This window comes from Roseateles sp. GW821-FHT09H11, from assembly GCF_059415845.1.
In genome coordinates this window covers 262,100-280,793 of record NZ_JBWKOA010000005.1, presented here as the reverse complement: position 1 = coordinate 280,793, position 18,694 = coordinate 262,100, and the positions used below count along the sequence as shown (strand labels likewise).

General features: G+C 68.3%; 18 protein-coding genes. 3 read left to right on the top strand and 15 right to left on the bottom strand.

The features are described 5' to 3' along the window. Nucleotides 1-69: 69 nt before the first annotated feature. The 11 genes from AC07PR_RS18245 to AC07PR_RS18195 all read right to left on the bottom strand — a co-directional run bounded on the left by AC07PR_RS18245 (nt 70) and on the right by AC07PR_RS18195 (nt 11,431). Entirely contained in the window at nt 70-1,587 is a 1,518-nt protein-coding gene (locus AC07PR_RS18245; protein WP_495136123.1) for a zinc-ribbon and DUF3426 domain-containing protein, read from the bottom strand. A 171-nt stretch (nt 1,588-1,758) separates the two neighbouring features. Then, nucleotides 1,759-2,655, bottom strand: a complete 897-nt coding sequence (gene prmA, locus AC07PR_RS18240; RefSeq protein WP_377161730.1) for a 50S ribosomal protein L11 methyltransferase — start codon at nt 2,653-2,655, stop codon at nt 1,759-1,761. Nucleotides 2,656-2,886: 231 nt separating this feature from the next. Next, entirely contained in the window at nt 2,887-4,236 is a 1,350-nt protein-coding gene (gene accC, locus AC07PR_RS18235; protein WP_088406404.1) for an acetyl-CoA carboxylase biotin carboxylase subunit, read from the bottom strand. A gap of 122 nt (nt 4,237-4,358) precedes the next feature. Beyond that, nucleotides 4,359-4,826, bottom strand: a complete 468-nt coding sequence (gene accB / locus AC07PR_RS18230; protein WP_377160211.1) for an acetyl-CoA carboxylase biotin carboxyl carrier protein — start codon at nt 4,824-4,826, stop codon at nt 4,359-4,361. Nucleotides 4,827-4,912: 86 nt separating this feature from the next. Continuing rightward, on the bottom strand, nt 4,913-5,365 hold the full coding sequence (gene aroQ, locus AC07PR_RS18225; protein WP_377160213.1) for a type II 3-dehydroquinate dehydratase: 453 nt from the start codon (nt 5,363-5,365) through the stop codon (nt 4,913-4,915). A gap of 167 nt (nt 5,366-5,532) precedes the next feature. After that, the gene (locus AC07PR_RS18220; protein ID WP_495136122.1) at nt 5,533-6,099 is read right to left on the bottom strand and encodes a TlpA family protein disulfide reductase; all 567 of its coding nucleotides are present in this window, start codon (nt 6,097-6,099) and stop codon (nt 5,533-5,535) included. After that, complete coding sequence (locus tag AC07PR_RS18215) at nt 6,100-6,696, bottom strand: hypothetical protein (protein ID WP_377160217.1); 597 nt, start codon at nt 6,694-6,696, stop codon at nt 6,100-6,102. A gap of 62 nt (nt 6,697-6,758) precedes the next feature. Next, nucleotides 6,759-7,505, bottom strand: coding sequence for a transglycosylase domain-containing protein (locus AC07PR_RS18210; RefSeq protein ID WP_495136121.1), 747 nt, complete (start codon nt 7,503-7,505; stop codon nt 6,759-6,761). A gap of 11 nt (nt 7,506-7,516) precedes the next feature. Further along, nucleotides 7,517-8,452 carry a shikimate dehydrogenase gene (aroE, locus tag AC07PR_RS18205; RefSeq protein ID WP_495136120.1) on the bottom strand — a complete coding sequence of 312 codons (936 nt, stop codon included), beginning with the start codon at nt 8,450-8,452 and terminating at the stop codon, nt 7,517-7,519. Between the two features lie 39 nt (nt 8,453-8,491). Further along, the gene (locus tag AC07PR_RS18200; protein WP_495136119.1) at nt 8,492-9,349 is read right to left on the bottom strand and encodes an energy transducer TonB; all 858 of its coding nucleotides are present in this window, start codon (nt 9,347-9,349) and stop codon (nt 8,492-8,494) included. A 15-nt stretch (nt 9,350-9,364) separates the two neighbouring features. After that, a complete protein-coding gene (locus tag AC07PR_RS18195) occupies nt 9,365-11,431 on the bottom strand; it encodes a ribonuclease catalytic domain-containing protein (protein WP_483107828.1) in 2,067 nt (688 codons plus the stop codon). Nucleotides 11,432-11,554: 123 nt separating this feature from the next. Between AC07PR_RS18195 and lplT the strand changes: the two genes are divergently transcribed. Next, nucleotides 11,555-12,799 (top strand): lysophospholipid transporter LplT, encoded by a 1,245-nt coding sequence (gene lplT / locus AC07PR_RS18190; RefSeq protein WP_377160223.1) that lies wholly within the window; start codon nt 11,555-11,557, stop codon nt 12,797-12,799. 171 nt (nt 12,800-12,970) lie between these two features. Here lplT and AC07PR_RS18185 read toward each other — a convergent pair whose 3' ends face one another. Beyond that, nucleotides 12,971-14,227 (bottom strand): glycosyltransferase family 4 protein, encoded by a 1,257-nt coding sequence (locus AC07PR_RS18185; RefSeq protein ID WP_495136118.1) that lies wholly within the window; start codon nt 14,225-14,227, stop codon nt 12,971-12,973. A gap of 175 nt (nt 14,228-14,402) precedes the next feature. Between AC07PR_RS18185 and AC07PR_RS18180 the strand changes: the two genes are divergently transcribed. Continuing rightward, entirely contained in the window at nt 14,403-15,044 is a 642-nt protein-coding gene (locus tag AC07PR_RS18180) for a hypothetical protein (protein WP_377160227.1), read from the top strand. Nucleotides 15,045-15,135: 91 nt separating this feature from the next. Beyond that, on the top strand, nt 15,136-16,035 hold the full coding sequence (locus AC07PR_RS18175; RefSeq protein WP_495136117.1) for an alpha/beta fold hydrolase: 900 nt from the start codon (nt 15,136-15,138) through the stop codon (nt 16,033-16,035). Here the strand turns inward: AC07PR_RS18175 and AC07PR_RS18170 are convergent. The 3 genes from AC07PR_RS18170 to AC07PR_RS18160 all read right to left on the bottom strand — a co-directional run bounded on the left by AC07PR_RS18170 (nt 15,956) and on the right by AC07PR_RS18160 (nt 18,660). Then, the gene (locus AC07PR_RS18170) at nt 15,956-16,309 is read right to left on the bottom strand and encodes a hypothetical protein (protein ID WP_495136116.1); all 354 of its coding nucleotides are present in this window, start codon (nt 16,307-16,309) and stop codon (nt 15,956-15,958) included. The genes AC07PR_RS18175 and AC07PR_RS18170 overlap by 80 nt on opposite strands. Next, entirely contained in the window at nt 16,302-16,787 is a 486-nt protein-coding gene (locus AC07PR_RS18165) for a Panacea domain-containing protein (protein WP_495136115.1), read from the bottom strand. The genes AC07PR_RS18170 and AC07PR_RS18165 overlap by 8 nt, the downstream gene beginning before the upstream one ends. A 202-nt stretch (nt 16,788-16,989) precedes the next feature. After that, entirely contained in the window at nt 16,990-18,660 is a 1,671-nt protein-coding gene (locus AC07PR_RS18160) for an aminotransferase class III-fold pyridoxal phosphate-dependent enzyme (RefSeq protein WP_495136114.1), read from the bottom strand. Nucleotides 18,661-18,694 lie beyond the last annotated feature (34 nt).

The window sequence follows — 18,694 nt, the reverse complement described above, 5'->3', positions numbered from 1 at the left end:
GCAAGGACGCCACAAAAGCGAAGGGCGCCGAAGGCGCCCTGGGAGGATGGAGCGGGGCCTGCGGCGCGCTCAGGGATAGAACAGCTCGACGGAATAGCCGCTGATCTTCTGCGTGCCGCTGTCGAAGACCAGCTGCAGCTGCTGGTCCGCGCCCCCGGGCAGTGCCGTGCGCCCGGCCTGCATCTCCGTCGGCGACAGCATCCGGCGCACGACGAGCACGCCGCTCGCGTCGGTCAGGCTCAGGTCCACCCACGGTTGCGCGACTTCCCAGTTGCTGCGGTTGCGCAGGCTGATGCTGAAACGGTAGTGGTTGCCGGCGCCGGCCGGATTGAGGCTGCTGCTCTCGACGCTGAGGGCCTCGATGTGCTGCCAGGGCTTGATCTCCTGGCCCATTGCCTGCGCGACGGAGACCAGCACCGGTTTGGCGTCCGGGTACTGTGCGGCGATCGCTTCGCGCGCATGCCACAGCAGTTGGCCCATCAGTCCGAGCGCCAGCACCGTGGCCGTGCCGCCGAGGGCGATGCGCACGCCGGGGCGGCTCCAGCGGCGTGCCGCTTCAGCCTGGCGCATGAAGCTCGGCAACTGATCCGGCATCACGCTCGGCGAGCCCTGCGCGGAGGCCGCGTCAGCCATTGCCGCGCGGGCGGCCATCAACTCGGACTCGGCGGCGAGCACCGTCATCGTCGTCTCTGGGCTTTCCGTCGTCGTGCGCTCGCTCCGACGGCTGAACAGCGACCACCCGCGGCGCGGCTTGGCGGGTTTCTTCGTCGCTTGTCTTGCTGCTTCCTTGGCGGCCTTCCTCGCCGCGATCTTGGCCGACTTCGCGGCGCGCTTGGCGTCGGTGATCGTGTCTTCGTCCGCCGCCATCATCGAAGAGCTCGGCTCGAGTGACGGCTCCTGGCCTGGCGACAGCTCGCCCGCGCGCAACTGCGCCGCGGTCGCGGGACTCAGTGCGAGTGTCACGTCCGGACGCTCGTCGTCGTCGATCATCGGCGGCGGCAGCTCGTCCTCTTCGAAGCGCATGCCCTTCGGTTCGGGGAGATCCTCGCGGGGATCGGGAACGGCTGGCGCTTCGAGGAAGGGCTCGCGGCGCGCCTCGAACGAAGGCTCGTCGAAGCGCGATGTCGACGCCTGGAAGCGTGCGTCGACGACGTCATCCGTCGGCTCCTCGTCGGGCATGCGACGCGGCGGCGCGAAGGGGTTCAGCGACTCGTCGTCGGCGGCCATCCAGCCGCTGTCGCGCGGCGCTTGATGGTGGGACGGCGGCTCCGGTGCGAAGACCGGCGCGGGCGGCGGCAAGGGAGCGGGGCGGCTCGGTGCGAAGTCGCTCGGATGAGGCGCGTAGGACGGCGCAGGCGGCGTGGGGGCGGGCGGGGACGGGCGACGCTCGATCGGCGCGGGTTCGGCCGGTGCGCTCAGCGGCGGCCAGGGCGGCGGGCTGTCGCGCTCGAGGTCGAACAACTGCTCGCGCGCGTCGAACACCTCGGCGCAACGGCCGCAGCGGACCCAGCCCTCGGAGACGCGCAGCTGGTCCTGCACCACCCGGAAGATGGTGCCGCAGGTCGTGCAGCGGGTCGCGAGATTCATGGACGCGATGATGCCACGAAGCAGGGTCAGTCCTTGCCGCGAACACCCCCAGATTGACACTCGGTCACCGGGTGGGCGAAGGCGGAGAACCGGCTGTTCATCGGGGCTGGCGGGCGGCGGGTCGGCGGTGGATGGGGCGGTGGTGAGGCGGCGGGGGCTGGGTTGTCGTCGTCAGACCGCGCGTCGCGCGGTCATCAGGATCCAGCCGTCCTCGCTGTCCGCGACCTCGAGCTGGACATGCGGCGCGTAGGCCGTCTTCAACTCATCGGCCTGGCGCTCGAGGATGCCGGCCAGCACCAGGTGCGCGCCGGGGCGCAGGTGGTTGCACAGCAGCGGCGCCAGCAGCTTCAGCGGCGTCGCCAGGATGTTGGCGAGCACGACCGGGTACTCGCCCCGGGCGGCGTCCGGCATCGCGGCGTTCAGCGTCACGCCGTTGTCCTTGGCGTTCTGCGTCGAAGCGATCAACGCGGCCGGGTCGATGTCGACGGCGTCGATGGCCTTCGCGCCGAACAGACCGGCGGCGATCGCGAGGATCCCCGAGCCGCAGCCGTAGTCGAGCACGCGATCCCAACCGGCCGCCTCGGCGCCGTGGCGCGCGATCCAGCGCAGGCACATGCGCGTCGTCGGATGCGTGCCGGTGCCGAAGGCCAGGCCCGGATCGAGCCGCATCACCTGCTTCGCCTGCGCGGGCGCTTCGTGCCAGGACGGCACGATCCAGAACTCCGGCGTGATCTCGACCGGCGCGAACTGCGACTGCGTCAGCCGGACCCAGTCCTGCTGCGCGATCGTCTGGATCGATTGGACGTGCACGTCCTCCGCCCAGTCCTGCGCGAGCAGCAGCGTCGCGGCCTCGGTCGCCTCCTCTTCGGTGGCGAACAGTGCCTTCACGACCGAACGATCCCAACCCGCGCGCGGCGCCGGCATGCCGGGTTCGCCGAACAGCGCGCGTTCGGCGGGCGTGTCGGCGTCGGCGTCCTCGACCGACACGGCCAGCGAGTCCACCTCCATCAGCGCGTCGCTGACGGTCTCGACGTCCTCTTCGCGGCAGATGAGCACGAGCTCGTGCAGCAGGGGATCGTTGGCGTGGTCTTCGCTCATGGCGGCTCCGGGACTTCGGTGGACTTCTGAAATGGAGAAGCCCTCAAGGCGGACTCGCGTCCACGCCTGAGGGCCTCGGTATTGTCGCTCAACGATCCGTGCCAGCTTCGCTTGGGTGTGGACCCGGCGGAGCCCGTGGAACTGGCTTTTCCAGGCCACCGGGCTCGCCCCTTGAGGGGCCGGCGAAGCCGGTCGGGGTGGTCAACGTTTATGCGCCGCCATCCATTGTTCGAGGTAATGGATGTCGGTGCCACCCTCGATGAACTTCGCATCGGCCATCAGCTCGCGGTGCAGCGGGATGTTGGTCTGGATGCCTTCGATGACGGTCTCCGACAGCGCGATCCGCATGCGGGCCAGGGCCTGCTCGCGGGTGTCGCCGTGGACGATGATCTTGCCGATCATCGAGTCGTAGTTCGGCGGCACGAAGTAGTTGGTGTACGCATGCGAGTCCACGCGCACGCCCGGGCCGCCCGGCGGGTGCCACATCGTGATGCGGCCCGGCGACGGGATGAACTTGACCGGATCTTCCGCGTTGATGCGGCACTCGATCGAGTGGCCGCGCATCGTGATGTTGCGCTGCGTGAAGGGGAGCTTCTCGCCGGCGGCGATGCGGATCTGCATCTGCACGATGTCGATGCCGGTCACCAGCTCCGTCACGGGGTGCTCGACCTGCACGCGGGTGTTCATCTCGATGAAGTAGAACTCGCCGTCCTCGTACAGGAACTCGAAGGTGCCCGCGCCGCGGTAGCCCATCTTCTTGCACGCGGCGGCGCAGCGGTCGCCCACGCGCTCGATCAGGCGGCGCGGGATGCCGGGCGCCGGCGCTTCCTCGATGATCTTCTGGTGGCGGCGCTGCATCGAGCAGTCGCGTTCGCCCAGCCAGACGGCGTTCTTCTGCCCGTCGGCCAGCACCTGGATCTCCACGTGGCGCGGATGCTCCAGGAACTTCTCCATGTAGACCTGCGGATTGCCGAAGGCCGCGGCCGCTTCGGCCTTGGTCATCTGCACCGCGTTGACCAGGGCGGCCTCGGTGTGGACGACGCGCATGCCGCGTCCGCCGCCGCCGCCGGCCGCCTTGATGATGACCGGATAGCCGATCGCGCGGGCGATGCGGACGATCTCCTTCGGGTCATCCGGCAGGGCGCCCTCGGAGCCGGGCACGCAGGGCACGCCGGCCTTGATCATGGCCTGCTTGGCCGAGACCTTGTCGCCCATGGTCCGGATGTTCTCCGGGGTCGGGCCGATGAAGGTGAAGCCGCTGCGTTCGACGCGTTCGGCGAAGTCGGCGTTCTCGGACAGGAAGCCGTAACCGGGGTGGATCGCCTCGGCGTCGGTGACTTCGGCCGTCGCGATGATGGCCGGCATCGACAGGTAGCTCTGCGCGGACGGCGCGGGGCCGATGCAGACGGCCTCGTCGGCCAGCTTCACGTACTTCGCGTCGCGGTCCGCTTCCGAATACACGACGACCGACTTCACGCCCAGCTCGCGACACGCGCGCTGGATGCGCAACGCAATTTCGCCTCGATTGGCGATCAGGATCTTTTTAAACATCTGCGCCTCGGCTCAACTGCGTTGCCGCGCTGCGCGCGGACTGCGCTGTGGCTTCGCCGCAAGGCCTGCGGCCTTGTCCCCGCGATTCGCGATGAGGATCTTCTTGAACATCTCGGACCGCCTTACTCGATGACGATCAGCGACTGGCCGTATTCCACCGGCTGGCCGTTCTCGGCCAGGATCTTGACGATCGTGCCGGACTTGTCGGCCTCGATCTCGTTCATGATCTTCATCGCCTCGATGATGCAGATGGCGTCGCCTTCCTTGACCTGCTGGCCGATTTCGGCGAACGGCTTGGCATTCGGGCTGGACGCGCGGTAGAAGGTGCCGACCATCGGCGACTTCACGATGTGACCGGTCTCGACGGCCGGCGCCGGAGCGGCGACGGGCGCCGCGGCGGCGGCCGGCTGGGCCGCGACCGGTTGGGCGGCCACCTGCGGCGCGGCCTGCATCACGGGCATGGCGGCCACGAGGGGCTGGCCATCGGACTTGACGATGCGCACCTTGCCATCGGCCTCGGTGATTTCAAGTTCAGAAATGTTCGACTCGGACACGAGGTCGATCAGGGTCTTGAGCTTGCGCAAATCCATAAGAACTCTCCAACGGGGATCGGTGATCGGTGGTGATCTTCGGTGATGTCTTCCGGTCCGCGACGGGGATCGACGGACCGCGGCGCTCAGGTGGACGAGGCTGGCCGGCTCAACTGCTGGATCGCGAACTGCAGCGCCAGCCGGTAACCGGTCGGGCCCAGGCCGCAGATGACGCCCTCCGCGAGCGCCGACAGGTAGCTGTGATGCCTGAACGGCTCGCGCTTGTGGATATTGGACAGGTGCACCTCGACGAACGGCAGCGCCACCGCCGCCAGCGCATCGCGGATCGCGACGCTGGTGTGGGTGTAGGCCGCCGGATTGATCAGGATGAAGCGCGTTCCATCGCGACCCGCCGCCTGAATGCGGTCTACCAGCGCACCTTCATGGTTGCTCTGATAGCTCTCCAGAGCTACGCCGGCTTCCTGCGCGATCTGGCGAAGATCTGTATCGATCTCCGCCAAAGTGGTCGCGCCATACACCCCAGGCTCGCGGGTGCCGAGCAGATTGAGGTTGGGGCCGTGTAGTACCAGGACTTGCATTCAGCGACCGGTCCCGCCAATTAGAGCGAAGACACTAGAAGCGTAAAAGGGTGGACTTTACGCGTTTTGAGACCAGATCCCGGCAGCAGCCCAAAAATAAAGAGCTTGACCGGCCCTGGGGCGGTCGCTATGGCTGCGGACCGCCGCTTCTAGGGGTTGACCCGGGGTCAGACTTTGCTGGCGCGCGCCATCGCGCGCAGTTCCTCAAGATTCGTCGCACCCAGTTTGCGCCAGATCGGTTCCCCTTGGATACCGAAGGCGACGGTAAATGGCAGACCGCCCTTGGCGTTGCCCAAGGTCTTCGAGAGATCAGTGCCAGTGAATCCCGCCAGCGCCACGGGGAACTTCAGCGGGATCTTCTCCAGGAATCCTCGCACCGGCGTCGGCGCGTCGACGGCCAGACCGAGCACCTGCCAACCCTGCGCGCTGAACTCGTCGTGGAATTGGTTGATCTCAGGCAGCTCCTTGACGCAGGGCGCGCACCACGTTGCCCAGAAATTCAGCAGCAGCGGCTTGCCGCGCAAATGCGCGGCCGGCTGATAGGTCTGCTGATCGAGGGTGTCGAAGCTGGCATTCCAGAACGCCGCAGCTTCCGCCGACAACGGGCCGGACGGCGCGCCGCCTCCCGGGCCGCCTTCCGCCGCCTGCTTTTCATGATGCAGGGCGAGATACGTGCCCGCGCCTGCCGCCACCAGGCCAGCGGCGCCCAATCCCAGAACAGCGCGTCGTTGCATTCAGTCGTCCTTCGAATTCATCAGTTGGCGCAGCGCACCGAGGTCACCGCGTTCGGTCCGGCCACGGGCATCGGGCTTGAGCCCGCCGCGCAGATCGTCATGGTCCAGGATGGTCAGGGCGATCGCGACGCGTTCGTTCAGCGCGCGACAGGGCGCGTCGAGGATCAGCTGGTCCACCGTCTCGCCCTTCGCATTGCGCGACTGGCCGACGTCGAAATCGATGCCCTGGTTCAGCAGCGCGATCTCCGCCGATTTGCTGTCATCGCAATACAGCTGCAGGTGGATGTGGGACAGCCGCGTCGCCGTGCCGCGCCAGACGGCGCCGGTCAGGTGCGGCCGGAACTCCGCCAAGCGCTCCATCCAGACGGCGGCCAGTTCTCGTAGCGCCTGCAACTCGGCGGGCTGGGTATCGGCGCAGAAGATGTCCAGATACTCGCGGACCTGGTCCTCGAGCTCATCGTTGTTGGGCAGCGCGGTCCGGGGCGGCAGCCCCAGCACCTTCAGCGCGCGGGACTTGGCGGGGCCGTATTCCAGGCCTTCCTCCACCACCAGCCGGGCGGCGGTGGCGGCAATCTCAATCGTCAGTTCGGATGTCATGGCGGTCTCCCGGCCCGGGGTGGGCGGTCCGGAGGGCGCGAACAAAAGCGCCTGAAAAGCGGTCAGGGTACCTCGACCGCGTTCATCCGGGCCTCGATGGTGCCAGCACGGCCGAGCACGTAGGGCGAACCTGGGCGTTTCTCGAACCGCTTCGGCGCCGGCAGCATCACCGCCAACCGGGCGGCCTGGTTCGGCCCGAGTCGGGACGCGTCGATGCGGTAGTAGTGACGCGCCGCCGCCTGGGCGCCGAACACGCCTTCGCCCCACTCGACGTTGTTCAGGTAGATCTCCAGGATGCGCTGCTTGCTGAGCATCGCCTCCAGCATCAGCGTCAGCAGCAGTTCCTGGCCCTTGCGCGCCAGGTTGCGCTCAGAATTCAGGAAGAGGTTCTTGGCCAGCTGCTGCGAGATCGTCGACCCGCCGATGATCTTGGGAACGGGCGGCGGCTTGGCGGGATTGATCCTGGCGAGCCGTGCGGCGCGCTTGTCGGCCTGCTCCTGCGCACGCTGGTTCTTGTCCCAGGCCTTCTCGAGCGCGTCCCAGTCGACGCCGCCGTGTTCGTTGAAGCCGGCGTCCTCGCTGGCGATCACGGCGCGCTTGAGGTTGCGGCTGATCAGGGCGTCGTCGACCCACTGCTGGGACCAGAGGATCTGATGCTTCTCGCGCAGCAGCCGCATCGCTTCTGAGCGCTGGAAGGTCGTCGACTGCGGCGACACGACCGCCATCAGCGCGATGCGCGCCGCGAAGAAGAGCTGCAGGCAGAGGACGCTGACCAGCAGCATCCCGGCGAAGCGCCAGAACTGTTTCATGCCTCGAGGCCTCAGTGGGCGACCAGCCGCTGGCGGAGGTCCGCGAGCACGGTCGCGCTGTCGGGGCGCACGCCGCGCCAGAGGAGGAAGGCTTCGGCAGCCTGCTCGACCAGCATGCCCAGGCCGTCGCGCGTCGCGCCGCCGGGGCCGGCTTGATCGGCCGCCCAATTCAGGAACGGCATCGCGGACGGGCCATACATCATGTCGACAGCCAGACCGCCGCGCGCGAGCACCAACGCCTCCGGATCGGGCAGCGGGAGGCCGGCGCCGCTGAGCGAGGCGCTGGTGCCATTGATCAGCACGTCGTGCCGGCCGTCGGGCGCGGCCTCGTCGAGGCCCCCGGCGCTCAGGCGCACGCCGTGCTCGGCGGCCCAGGCGCGATGGCTGTCGGCGAGCGCCAGAGCCTTGTCGGCGTTGCGGTTGATGATGCGGATCACCGCCGGTCGCCCGGTGATCAGACTGCCGAGCACGCCCGCCGACGCGCCGCCGGCGCCGATCAGCAGCACGCGCTGACCCTGCAGCGGACGCGCGGCATTGCGCTCGATGTCGGCGAGGAGACCGGCGCCGTCGGTGTTGTCGCCGAGCCAGCCGCCCGCCGACGCATCGTCGAAGCGGAAGGTGTTGACCGCGCCGGCCAGTTGCGCGCGCGGCGTCCTGCGTGCGGCCAACCGGAAGGCTTCGAACTTGAACGGCACGGTGACATTGCAGCCGCGACCGCCGGCGGCGACGAACGCACGGATCGACGCCTCGAAACCCTCGAGCGGGCAGAGCAGCCGCTCATAGACCAGCGACTGGCCGGTCTGCGCGGCGAAGGTGGCATGGATCTCGGGGGAACGGCTGTGCGCCACCGGATTGCCGGCGACCACGTAGCGGTCGACGCCGGCGCTCTCAGGGGAAGTCGGCTTGGAGGCCGGGCCGGAAGTCGATGCGGATGGATCAACGCTCATGACAGTTCCATGGAAACAGGACGACCGACGTGTTGACGCTCAGGACGGTCGGGAGCTGAGCGTCGTCTCCACGCTTTCATCGCGGTTGAACCGGAAGCGGAAGGTCATCACGAGGACCTCCGCGCCGCGCCGCATCTCCGACGTGAACTGCCCGAACGGCCCGCTCGCCCGCACGATGGCGACGGCGCGGCGGTCCAGCACCGCGTTGCCCGAGCCCTGGACGATCTCCGTCTCGACGACGCGGCCGCGGTAGTCGACCTGGATGTTCATCGTGAGCTCGCCGTAGAGCTTGCGGCCCTGGTAGCTGGGGAAGTCGCGCGTGCCGCGCGCCTCGATCCGACGACGCAGCTGGTCGTAATAGAGCGCATGCACGGTCTCGCGCGTGGCGGGACTCACATAGCGCTTCTTCGGCCGCGCGTTCTCGGTGTTCACGCGCTTCTCGATCTCGGCCAGCGTCTGGACAAGCTGCCGGCGGTGTTCGGCGATCTGGCGGCCCTCGGCGGTGCTCTTCTCCCGCGCGGGATCCGGCGGCGGCAGCATGGCCAGCTGCCGGCGCAGCACGGTCAGCAGCTGTTCCTGCGCCTGCTGCAACTGCTGGATCTGGCTCTTCTGGAGCTCGATGCTGTCGCCGGTCTCCTCGATCGGCGAGGGCGCCAGCGGCGAGGTCGCCCGCACGTTGGCGGACATTTCGCCGCCGCCGGCCAGGTTGGCCTGCGCGAGCGCCTGGGCCTTGGACGGCGCTTCCTGGCCGCGCGCGTTGACGAGGATCACCTCGAGCGGCTCGTCCTGGAAGATCCGGTCGAACTGCTCCGGCGCGACCAGCTTCAACGTTCCCAGGCCCAGGTGCACCCCGGCCGAGGCGATCAGCGCGTAGTGCAAAAGGCTGAGCTTGGGCATCTTGAAATGGAAGGATCAGGAAGCGGCGGGCGCGGCCGCGGACGAGGTCGGCGCCGCGCCGTCGCCGCTCTTCGCGGTGTCGGAGCCGTCGTCGTTGACGTCGATCGCCAGCGTCAGCACGCCGCTGGGTTCCTCGTCCTCGTCGGCGCCTTCGTCGGCCTGGGCCGGGGCGGCCTCGGCGTCGAGGCGTTCGACCAGGTTGGCATGCAGATCCAGCGTCAGCTCATCGAGTCCCGTGATGCGCACCTTCACGTGCGCGTTGCGCGGCAGGCTTTCGCAGCCGAGCGCGCGGAACACCAGCGGCAGTTCGTCGGCGCGGACCAGGCCGTCCTTCAGCACGGACGCGGTCAGTTCGGTGATGCCCTGCTGCTGCAGATAACGCAGCGTCCAGTAGCGCTCGATGCCGGACTGGAAACCGTTGTACGCGCTGTACGCCGCGTCGAAGCCCGAGATGACCGAGAACAGCTGCGCGTCCTTCGGCTTGAACGGTGCGGCCAGCGCGGCCGTCTTGCCGTGGCGGGCGCACGCGATGATCTGCCACTGGTTCACCAGGTCGACATAACGGCGCAGCGGCGACGTCGCCCAGGTGTACTGCGCGACGCCCATGCCGGCGTGCGGCGCGGGCTTGGTGCCCATGCGGACCTTGATGCCGGGGGCGAGGCTGGCCTGGCTGCGGTAGATGCCGGGCACGCCGCACTCGGCGAGGAAGCCGCCCCAGCTGGAGTTGGCCAGGATCATCGCCTCGGCCACGATCAGGTCCAGCGCGGTGCCGCGCTTGCGCGTCGTGATGCTGACCTGCTCGGCGCCGGCGGGTTCGATCCCCTCGTTGTCGAGACGGAAGTTGTAGTCGGGCCGGTTGAAGGTCTCGGGCTTGCCGCGCACGACCTCGCGCTTGGCCTTGAGGTCCTTGGCGAGCCGGTAGGCGAAGGCCAGTTCCGGCGCGAAGTCGTAGTCGGCCGGCGCGTCGCCGGTCAGCGTCGCGTCGGTGATGACGTCGTCGAGCTTGTCGTGGCGCAGGTTGGCCGCGATGGGCACGCGGTCGAGCCTGGTCTCACGCGCGGTGATCTCCAGCGTCGCCTCGTCCATCGTCAGGTAGATGCTGACGGCGGGGCAGTCACGGCCCTCGATCAGCGTGTAAGCCTGGACAACGTCGTCCGGCAGCATCGTCAGCTTCCAGCCCGGCATGTAGACGGTGGAGAAGCGCTCGCGGGCGACCTTGTCGACCGGCGAATCCGGCTGGATGGCAAGACCGGGCGCGGCGATGTGCACGCCGAAGATCACCGTGCCGGTGCCCAGGCCCTGGACGGACAGCGCGTCGTCGATCTCGGTCGTGGCCGAGTCGTCGATCGAGAAGGCGCGGACCGGAGCGAGCGGCAGCGTGTCCTTGATCTCGGGCGCGGACAGCGCAGGGAAGTTCGTGCCCTTCGGGAAATGCTCGAAGAGGAAGCGCTTCCAGTGGAACTGGTAGGGGCTGGCGATCGCGCCGGCGTCCTTGAGCAGGTCCAGCGGGGCCTTGTGGCTGCGCTTGGCGGCCTCGACGACGGCCTTGTACTCCGGGCCGTTCTTGTCGGGGCGGAACAGGATCTTGTAGATCTGGTCGGCGATCGGCGCCGGGCACTGGCCCTCGGCCAGTTCGGCGGCCCACTGCTCGATCTGCGCGGCGATCTGCTTCTTGCGCTCGATGCCGAGCAGGGCGGCCTTGACGGTCTCGGCCGGCGCCTTCTTGAACTGGCCCTTGCCCATGCGGCGGAAGTAGTGCGGCGCCTCGAACAGCCGGAACAGCGCGCCGGCCTGCTGGGCGAGCGTGGACTTGGCGTCGAAGTAGTCGCGGGCGAGGTCGGCGAAACCGAACTCGCCTTCCGGCGCGAACTCCCAGGCCAGATCGAGGTCGATCTCCTCGGCCAGACGCTGTCCGTCCGCGATCAGTTCGGCCGGGGAGGGCTTGTCGAACTTGAGCAGGACATGGGCGGTCTTCACTTTGACGCGCTTTCCGGATTCGAGCTCGATCTGCATCGAGGAATCGGCTTCGGACAGGATGCGGCCGGCGAGGAATTTTCCGGCGTCTTCGAACAGGGCAAACATAGAGGGCGGATTGTCGCTGATCGTGGAGGGGGTGCCGGGTGGGTGCGCGTGGGGGGCGTGTCAATTCGTTGTCAACACGCGGTCACGCCACTGACGCAGACTCGCCGCGCACTCCGCGCGCCCATGCCCCCACGCTTCCACACCCTCATCGCCGCCCAGTTCTTTTCCGCCCTGGCCGACAACGCGCTCCTGATCGTCGGCATCGCGCTGCTGCGCGAGATGGGGCAGCCGGTCTGGTGGGCGCCGCTGCTGAAGCTGTGCTTCACGCTGGCCTACGTGGGGCTGGCGCCGGTGGTCGGGCTGATCGCGGACGCCTGGCCCAAGGTCGCGCTGATGACCTGCATGAATGGCCTGAAGGCGATCGGCGTCGGCGCGATGGCGGCGGGGCTGGATCCGCTGCTCGCGTTCGGGATCGTCGGCACCGCCGCCGCCTGCTACGCGCCGGCGAAGTACGGATTGATCACCGAGATCGTGCCGCCGACGCGGCTGGTGGCGGCGAACGGTTGGATCGAGGTCTCGGTCGTGTGCTCCGTGCTGCTGGGCACGATGGTGGGCGGGCTGCTGGTCAGTCCGTGGTGGATGGCGGCGATCGGGGAACTGGGCGTCGCCCGGCCGCTGACGGCGTCGCTCTGCGCGCTTCTCGGGGTCTATGCGCTGGCCGCGGTGCTGCAGCTGCGGGTGCCGGAGAGCGGCATCGTCTATCCGAAGCCGCCACGCCGCCTGCGCGAGATCCTGCGTGATTTCCGGACCTCGAACCGGGCCTTGTGGCGCGATCGCTTGGGCGGGCGGCTGTCGCTGTCGATGACGACGCTGTTCTGGGGCGCGGGTGCGACTCTGCAGCTGGCGGTCCTCCAATGGGCGCAGGACGTGCTGGGCTTGCGGCTCAACCAGGGCGCCTACCTGCAGGCGACGGTGGCGATCGGCGTCGTCGCGGGGGCAGGTCTTGCGGGACGATGGATCGCGCTGCACCACTCGTTGCGAGTCATGCCGCTCGGTCTGATGCTGGGCGCGCTGATGCTGGCGACGCCGTGGGTGACTTCCTTGGGTTGGGCCTTGCCGGCGATGGTGATGGTCGGCGCGGTCGGGGGAGCCATGGTCGTGCCGATGAATGCACTGCTGCAGCACCGTGGCGTGCAGATCCTGAGCGCCGGCCGGTCGATCGCCGTGCAGGGGTTCAACGAGAACCTGAGCATCCTCCTGATGCTCGGCGTCTACGCACTGCTGCAGGCCATGGGCGTACCGCTGGTCTGGCTGATGAGCGGACTCGGCGTCGTCGTGTTCACGGGCGTGCTGATCTTGATGATCCGCCGTCGTGCGCGGCGTGAAACCCCGTCCGACGACGTTGTGGAAGGTGGGATCGCCGGTTGAGTCGGTGGAGCGGGACGAAGAGCGCCCGGGGCCGGCGGCGTCGTCCGCCTTGGGGCGCCAACTCGCGACGCTCACCTGCGGTTCGCTCTGCTCAAACAGACGGCGCCCAGTCAGATGGGGAAGGCGGACAACGCCGCCGGCCCCGGGCGCCCTTCGTCAGCAGCGAGCGGTTCAGTGCGCGCGGGCTTCGAGACCAGAGAGGTGGGAGCCGGCGCGCAGCGCCACGGAAGTGCCGTCGATCGCGGAGGCGTAGACCTGCTCGATGCCCTGAACGATGCCGTCCCAGTCGAGCGATTCCGCGCTGCCACGTGCCGCGAGGCTCATGGCGCGGAGCCTTGGCAGGTCGTCCAGCAGTGCCAGCGTGCGCGTCTGGAAGCTCGTGGGATCGTTGAACGGCGCAAGCCCGCCGTTGATGCCGTCGCGCACGAGCAATGCCGCCGCGGCGTACTGGTAGGCCATCACCGGCAGGCCGCTGGCCAGCGCCTCTGGCGTGACGTTGCCGTAGGTCTCGGTGATGCTGGGGAAGGCGAACAGGTCGCCGCTGGCGTAGCAGGCGGCGAGGTCCTCACCGTGTTTCATGCCGGCGAAGACGACGTTGGACGACGGCGGCAGGAGTTGCTGGAAGTCGGCTCGCGCCGGTCCGTCGCCGACCAGCACGAGCCGCGCGCGCGGATGGCGCTGACGGACTGCCGGCCAGAGATCGACGAGCAACTGGAGATTCTTCTCCGCGGCGAGCCGGCCGACGTGCAGCACCACGGGATCGCCGGGCGCTGCGCCCCAGCTGTCGCGCAGCGCGTCGCTGCGGCGCGAGGGGTGGAAGAGCTGCGTGTTGACGCCGCGCGCGATGACGCTGACGTGGCGGAAGCCTTGCGCCATCAGTTCGCCGGCGAGGGCGGCGTTGGGCACCATCGTCGAGTGGCAGCGGTTGTGGAACTTGCGCAGATAGGCGAGCAGCGGCCGGCGCAGCCAGCCGATGCCGTAGTGCTGGGCGTAGGCGTGGAAGTTGGTGCGGAACTCCGACACCACGGGCAGCTTGAGCTGCCGCGCGGCCTGGAGCGCGGACCAGCCCATCGGACCTTCGGTCGCGATGTGGACGATGTCGGGGCGCTTGCTGGCCCACAGGTTGACCAGCGTGCGCTTGGATACGACGCCCATGCGAAGGTGCGGGTAGCGCGGCACGGCCAGGCCGCGCATCAGCACCTCGTCGACGGGCGCGTCGGGCACCGGCGGCGTGCCGGCGGGCGCCTGTCGGGGGCGCAGCAGCTGCACCGCGTGGTCGCGGGCCTGGAGGCCCTGGACGACGCAGGCGATGCTGCGCGCCACGCCGTTGACCTCGGGCGGATAGGTCTCCGTCACGACCGCGACGCGGAAATACCGCTGACGCGTGGGGAGCTCGTCGACTTCGAGTTCGATCGGCGGTGTCGTCATGGCGCGGATGATGGGTCGCGAACGCAACAGTTCTGTGACGGTCCTGTCCGTCACGCGCCTGACACGGCCGATCGACACAGTCGCCACGCGTCCGTCATCGATGCATCACCGGGCCATCACGGCACTGACATCGACCGGCGTCACGCTCACCGCTCATTTCAAGGACGAGGCCCCCATGAAGGACTTTCTGGCACTTCTGAATGAACAGCGCTGGGACGACCACCGCTACTACCACCATTGCCGCATCAACCAGTCGCTGCATCTGCTGAGCGCCTGCTGCTTCGTGGTCGCCTACGGGCTGTTGCTGGTCGATCCCGCGTGGTCGGCGCTGCTGGCGTGGGGCGTGTCGATGACCAGCCGCCAGGCCGGCCATTTCTTCTTCGAGCCCAAGGGCTACGACCACGTCAACCAGGCGACGCACGAGCACAAGGAAGAGATCAAGATCGGCTACAACCTGCGCCGCAAGGTCGTGCTGATGGCGCTGTGGGCCGCCTCGCCGGTCGCGCTGTGGCTGCAGCCGGGCCTGTTCGGCCTGTTCGCGCCGGCCGCCAGCTTCACCGAGTACCTGCATCAGCTCGGCCTCGTGTGGTTCTGGCTGGGCGTCGGCGGTCTGGTGTTCCGCGTCCTGCAGCTGGCGGTGATCCGCGACCTGCGCACCGGGCTGGCCTGGGCGACGAAGATCATCACGGACCCCTTCCACGACATCCAGCTCTATCACCGGGCACCGTTGCAACTGTTGCGCGGTGAGCGGCTGGATCCGGCGTTGTGGCCGCGCGACGATGGGCACAATGCCGGGAACGGCGAACAGGCGGCCTGATCCACCAGGGATGACACGTGCCGCGATCCTCCTCGCGGGGATCGCGCACAGATGCGGGACCGGCCGGTTCGCCGGAAGAAGGAGTTCCCGCATGTCTGGAGTTGAACGGCGCCTTCGGGCGCCGATGTCGTTGGCGGTGGTCCTTGCGACCGCGGCCGCCGTGCTGGCCGGTTGCGCCAGTCCGATGCCGAACACCGGCAACCAGCGGGTCACGGGCGGTCCGATCGTCTTCACGAAGGTGGGTCACGGCGAGCCGACGGTCGTCCTGCAATCGGGTCTCGGCGATGGTCGTGATCCGTGGGCGACGGTGCTGAACGAGCTGCGTGCCGACCACAGCGTGTTCGCCTACGACCGCCCCGGCTACGGCGACAGCACGGCCACGCCGCCGGTGCCGCGCAATCCCTGCGGGATCGCGACCGAACTGCACGGACTGCTGCAGAGCGCCGGCATCAAGCCGCCGTACGTGCTGGTCGGCCATTCGATCGGCGGGCTGTACCAGTACGCGTTCTCGCGGTTGTATCCGGACGAGGTGGCGGGCATCGTGCTCGTCGATGCGACGCATCCGCTGCACTTGCGACGCATGCAGGTCGAGGTACCGGTGATGGCCAACATGCTGGACAGCATGAGCCGGCGGGTGTTCCGGGGCATGATGCAGGCGGAGTTTCTGCAGCAGCAGGACTGCATCGACACGCTGTGGCAGAAGCCGCGGCCGAACGTGCCGGTGCGGGTGTTGACGCGCACGGTCTATTCGCCGACGGAAATGGCGAGCGGGTTCGAGACGATGGTGCACAACCTGGAGCCGAACTGGCTGCCGCTGGTCGGCGGCAAGGAACTTCAGCCGGTCGAGGGATCGGGTCACTACATCCAGCGGGACAAGCCGGAGGTCGTCGTGAAGGCGATCGAGGAGGTGGTCAAGGAGGCGCGGGAGCGCGCTCGTCCTTCCCCGGAAACAGCCCTCGGATCACTCCCAGGAACGCCGCCAGCACGCTGACGGTGACGCCGGTGGTGATGGCGATGAGGACCTGGTCGGACCACATCTCGATGCCAGTCACTGTCTTGACGACGCCTTGCGCGGACAGCAGCAAAGACCACATGCAGAGACAGCCTGTCGCAAGGCCATAGGCCCGGCCCGCGTAGCGACGCCGCAGTTGCCGATTCGCCTTCATGTCGGCGGTGATCTGGGCGGGCATGCCGTCGCCGCCGTCGTCATCATCGTCGATCGAAGGGGCGGGCTCCATGTGGTCGAGATCGGACTGCTCAGACATTGAACTCTCCCGACAGGGTCGGATCGTTCCGGATCATGGCGTTCGAGATGGGGCTGCCGTCCGCTCCCCCGTGCGACCAGGCCGAACCGGGCAGATGAGTGAGATCGGACAGGGCTTGAGCGGAGCGACCGCCATACAGACCAGTGATCTGGTCGATGAAGTGGTGCGCGTCCACGTGTTTCGATGGCAGTGTCGGCGTGCACCAGTTGTCCCGATCGTTGTCTCCGGAGAGTGCCCGGATCGTTTGGGTGATCGGTCGTGTCCCATAGGCCTTCACCTGGTGCAGGATCGAAGGCAGCATCGGACCAAATCGCCCACGCGTGAAGGTGTCTTCGAACAACGGGCGTCCCCAGCGTTTGAGGTGGTGCGCTTGCGCGAAGTACATCAGCTTCTGCAGCTTCATGGATGACAGATCCGGAATGCGGCGAGCGAGCGCGCGTTCGATGAAAGCATTGGCAATCGAATAGGCGGAATACATGTGACAACTCCCAATGGCATACGCAAATGCGCATGCAAGGCGGAGCAGTCTAGGAATCGCGCGGCGCCCAGGACAACGGGGCGCTCTGACATTCGTCAATGAATGTCGAGGCGCCCCGCTTTGTGGGGAGTCATTGGGGAGTCATGGGGGATTCGCGGGGGATGCCTGCCGCCCCTGGTCGATGGCTGACTCGCCGTGATCGTCAGCTGTGCAGCCCGAGCGTCTCCATCAGCAGCCGGCGCTTGATCGCCTTGTTGGTCGGCAGCGCCGGGTTGCTCCACCAGCCGCCGCCGCGCATCGCACGGGCCGCGGCGACGATGCGGCGCTGGACTTCGTCGAAGTCCGCGTCGCTGAAGTCCAGGCTGAAGATGAGCCGGCCCGTGCCGACCCAGCTCAGTGCCAGGCCTTGCTCGCGCAGGAAGTACTGCAGCATCCAGTTGTAGCGCGACGGCTCCGTGTAATAGAGCGTCCAGATCGACGACATGTTGGCCGCGCGCAGCGGCAGCTGTTCTGCCTCGAGCGCCGCGTTCAAGCGCGCGCGCCGGCCATCCTGCTGCTCGTCCTGTTCATCGAGCTGACGCAGGCGGTCGGGGTCCTCCAGCGCGTCGAGGAACACCGACATCGCGCCCATCACGTACGGATGCGTGTTGAAGGTGCCGCGCGCGAAGCAGACATCGGCGGGACGTTCGTCGCGGAAGCGCTTCATCCAAGCCGCGCGGCCGCAGACCACGCCGACCGGCAGGCCGCCGCCCAGCGTCTTGCCGTAGGTCACCAGGTCCGCCTGCACGCCGAAGTAGGCCTGCGCGCCACCCGCGCCGAGGCGGAAGCCCATGAACACCTCGTCGAAGATGAGCGCGATGCCGCGCTCGGTGCAGACCTGCCGCAGCTCGCGCAGCCAGGCGGCATAGGCGGCCTTGTCGTAGGACGCGCGGCGGGAGCTGTCGACCAGCGAGCCGTCGCCCGGCGCCGGCTTGTTGGGATGCAGCGCCTGCAGCGGATTCACCAGCACGCAGGCGATGTCGCGCCGCGTGCGCAGCACCTGCAGGCTGCGTTCATGCATGTCGCGCAGCGTGTAGGTGCGCTCGGCGGGCAAGGGATTGCCGGGGCCCGGCTGCGCCTCGTCCCACCAGCCGTGGTACGCGCCGCAGAAGCGCACCAGGTGCGTTTTCCCCGTGTGGTACCGCGCCAGCCGCACCGCCTGCATCACCGCCTCGGTGCCGGACATGTGGAAGGAGAGCTGGTCCATCCGCGCGTGCGACAGGATGCGGCGCACGTTGTCCTCGACCAGCGGGTGATAGACGCCGAGCACCGGTCCCAGCGCGTCCACGCGCGCCGCGCCCTCGGCGATGCAGCGCTGATAGAACGCGTAGCCGAACAGGTTCACGCCGTAGCTCCCGGCCAGGTCGATGAAGCGCTCGCCGTCGAAGTCGGTCAGCCAGTGGCCGTCGCTGGCGACCATCACCGGCCCCAGCGGCAGCTCGCGCTGCACGAGCGGGCTGAACGACGGCGGTACCCGGTAGCTGCTGGTGAACTGCAGGTCGGGGAGCGACGGCTTCATCGACTGCGTCGCGGCGATGCTGCGCGCGTGGCGCGTCTTCAGCGTGTGCGACAGCGCGGCGAAGCTGGACCGCCGCGTCGCGACGATGTCGGCCGGCGCGTCGTCGGCGTTGAAGAAGTGCGCGTCGTCGAAGCGCTGCGTCGGCATCAGGCGGGCCAGCCGCACCGCCATGCGCGAGTGACCCGCCAGCGATGGATGCTTCGCGCGGGAGAGCTGCAGGCGTCGCCAGCCGGTCGGCGCGTAGTACAGCGCCAACAGTCCCGCCGCCGCCGCGGCGACGGGCAACAGGTCAAAGGTGAAGAACGTCGTCGACATGGGCATGGGCCTCCGGAGCCTCGTTCAGCTGTCA

Bases quoted from the DNA above. Each gene is read 5' to 3' on its own strand.
- AC07PR_RS18185 (WP_495136118.1), bottom strand. From the start codon at position 14,227: ATGACGACACCGCCGATCGAACTCGAAGTCGACGAGCTCCCCACGCGT.
- AC07PR_RS18220 (WP_495136122.1), bottom strand. From the start codon at position 6,099: ATGCAACGACGCGCTGTTCTGGGATTGGGCGCCGCTGGCCTGGTGGCG.
- AC07PR_RS18210 (WP_495136121.1), bottom strand. From the start codon at position 7,505: ATGAAACAGTTCTGGCGCTTCGCCGGGATGCTGCTGGTCAGCGTCCTC.
- lplT (WP_377160223.1), top strand. From the start codon at position 11,555: ATGCCCCCACGCTTCCACACCCTCATCGCCGCCCAGTTCTTTTCCGCC.
- accB (WP_377160211.1), bottom strand. From the start codon at position 4,826: ATGGATTTGCGCAAGCTCAAGACCCTGATCGACCTCGTGTCCGAGTCG.
- AC07PR_RS18170 (WP_495136116.1), bottom strand. From the start codon at position 16,309: ATGTCTGAGCAGTCCGATCTCGACCACATGGAGCCCGCCCCTTCGATC.
- AC07PR_RS18200 (WP_495136119.1), bottom strand. From the start codon at position 9,349: ATGCCCAAGCTCAGCCTTTTGCACTACGCGCTGATCGCCTCGGCCGGG.
- AC07PR_RS18245 (WP_495136123.1), bottom strand. From the start codon at position 1,587: ATGAATCTCGCGACCCGCTGCACGACCTGCGGCACCATCTTCCGGGTG.
- AC07PR_RS18160 (WP_495136114.1), bottom strand. From the start codon at position 18,660: ATGTCGACGACGTTCTTCACCTTTGACCTGTTGCCCGTCGCCGCGGCG.
- AC07PR_RS18215 (WP_377160217.1), bottom strand. From the start codon at position 6,696: ATGACATCCGAACTGACGATTGAGATTGCCGCCACCGCCGCCCGGCTG.
- AC07PR_RS18165 (WP_495136115.1), bottom strand. From the start codon at position 16,787: ATGTATTCCGCCTATTCGATTGCCAATGCTTTCATCGAACGCGCGCTC.
- aroE (WP_495136120.1), bottom strand. From the start codon at position 8,452: ATGAGCGTTGATCCATCCGCATCGACTTCCGGCCCGGCCTCCAAGCCG.
- aroQ (WP_377160213.1), bottom strand. From the start codon at position 5,365: ATGCAAGTCCTGGTACTACACGGCCCCAACCTCAATCTGCTCGGCACC.
- AC07PR_RS18175 (WP_495136117.1), top strand. From the start codon at position 15,136: ATGTCTGGAGTTGAACGGCGCCTTCGGGCGCCGATGTCGTTGGCGGTG.
- AC07PR_RS18195 (WP_483107828.1), bottom strand. From the start codon at position 11,431: ATGTTTGCCCTGTTCGAAGACGCCGGAAAATTCCTCGCCGGCCGCATC.
- AC07PR_RS18180 (WP_377160227.1), top strand. From the start codon at position 14,403: ATGAAGGACTTTCTGGCACTTCTGAATGAACAGCGCTGGGACGACCAC.
- accC (WP_088406404.1), bottom strand. From the start codon at position 4,236: ATGTTTAAAAAGATCCTGATCGCCAATCGAGGCGAAATTGCGTTGCGC.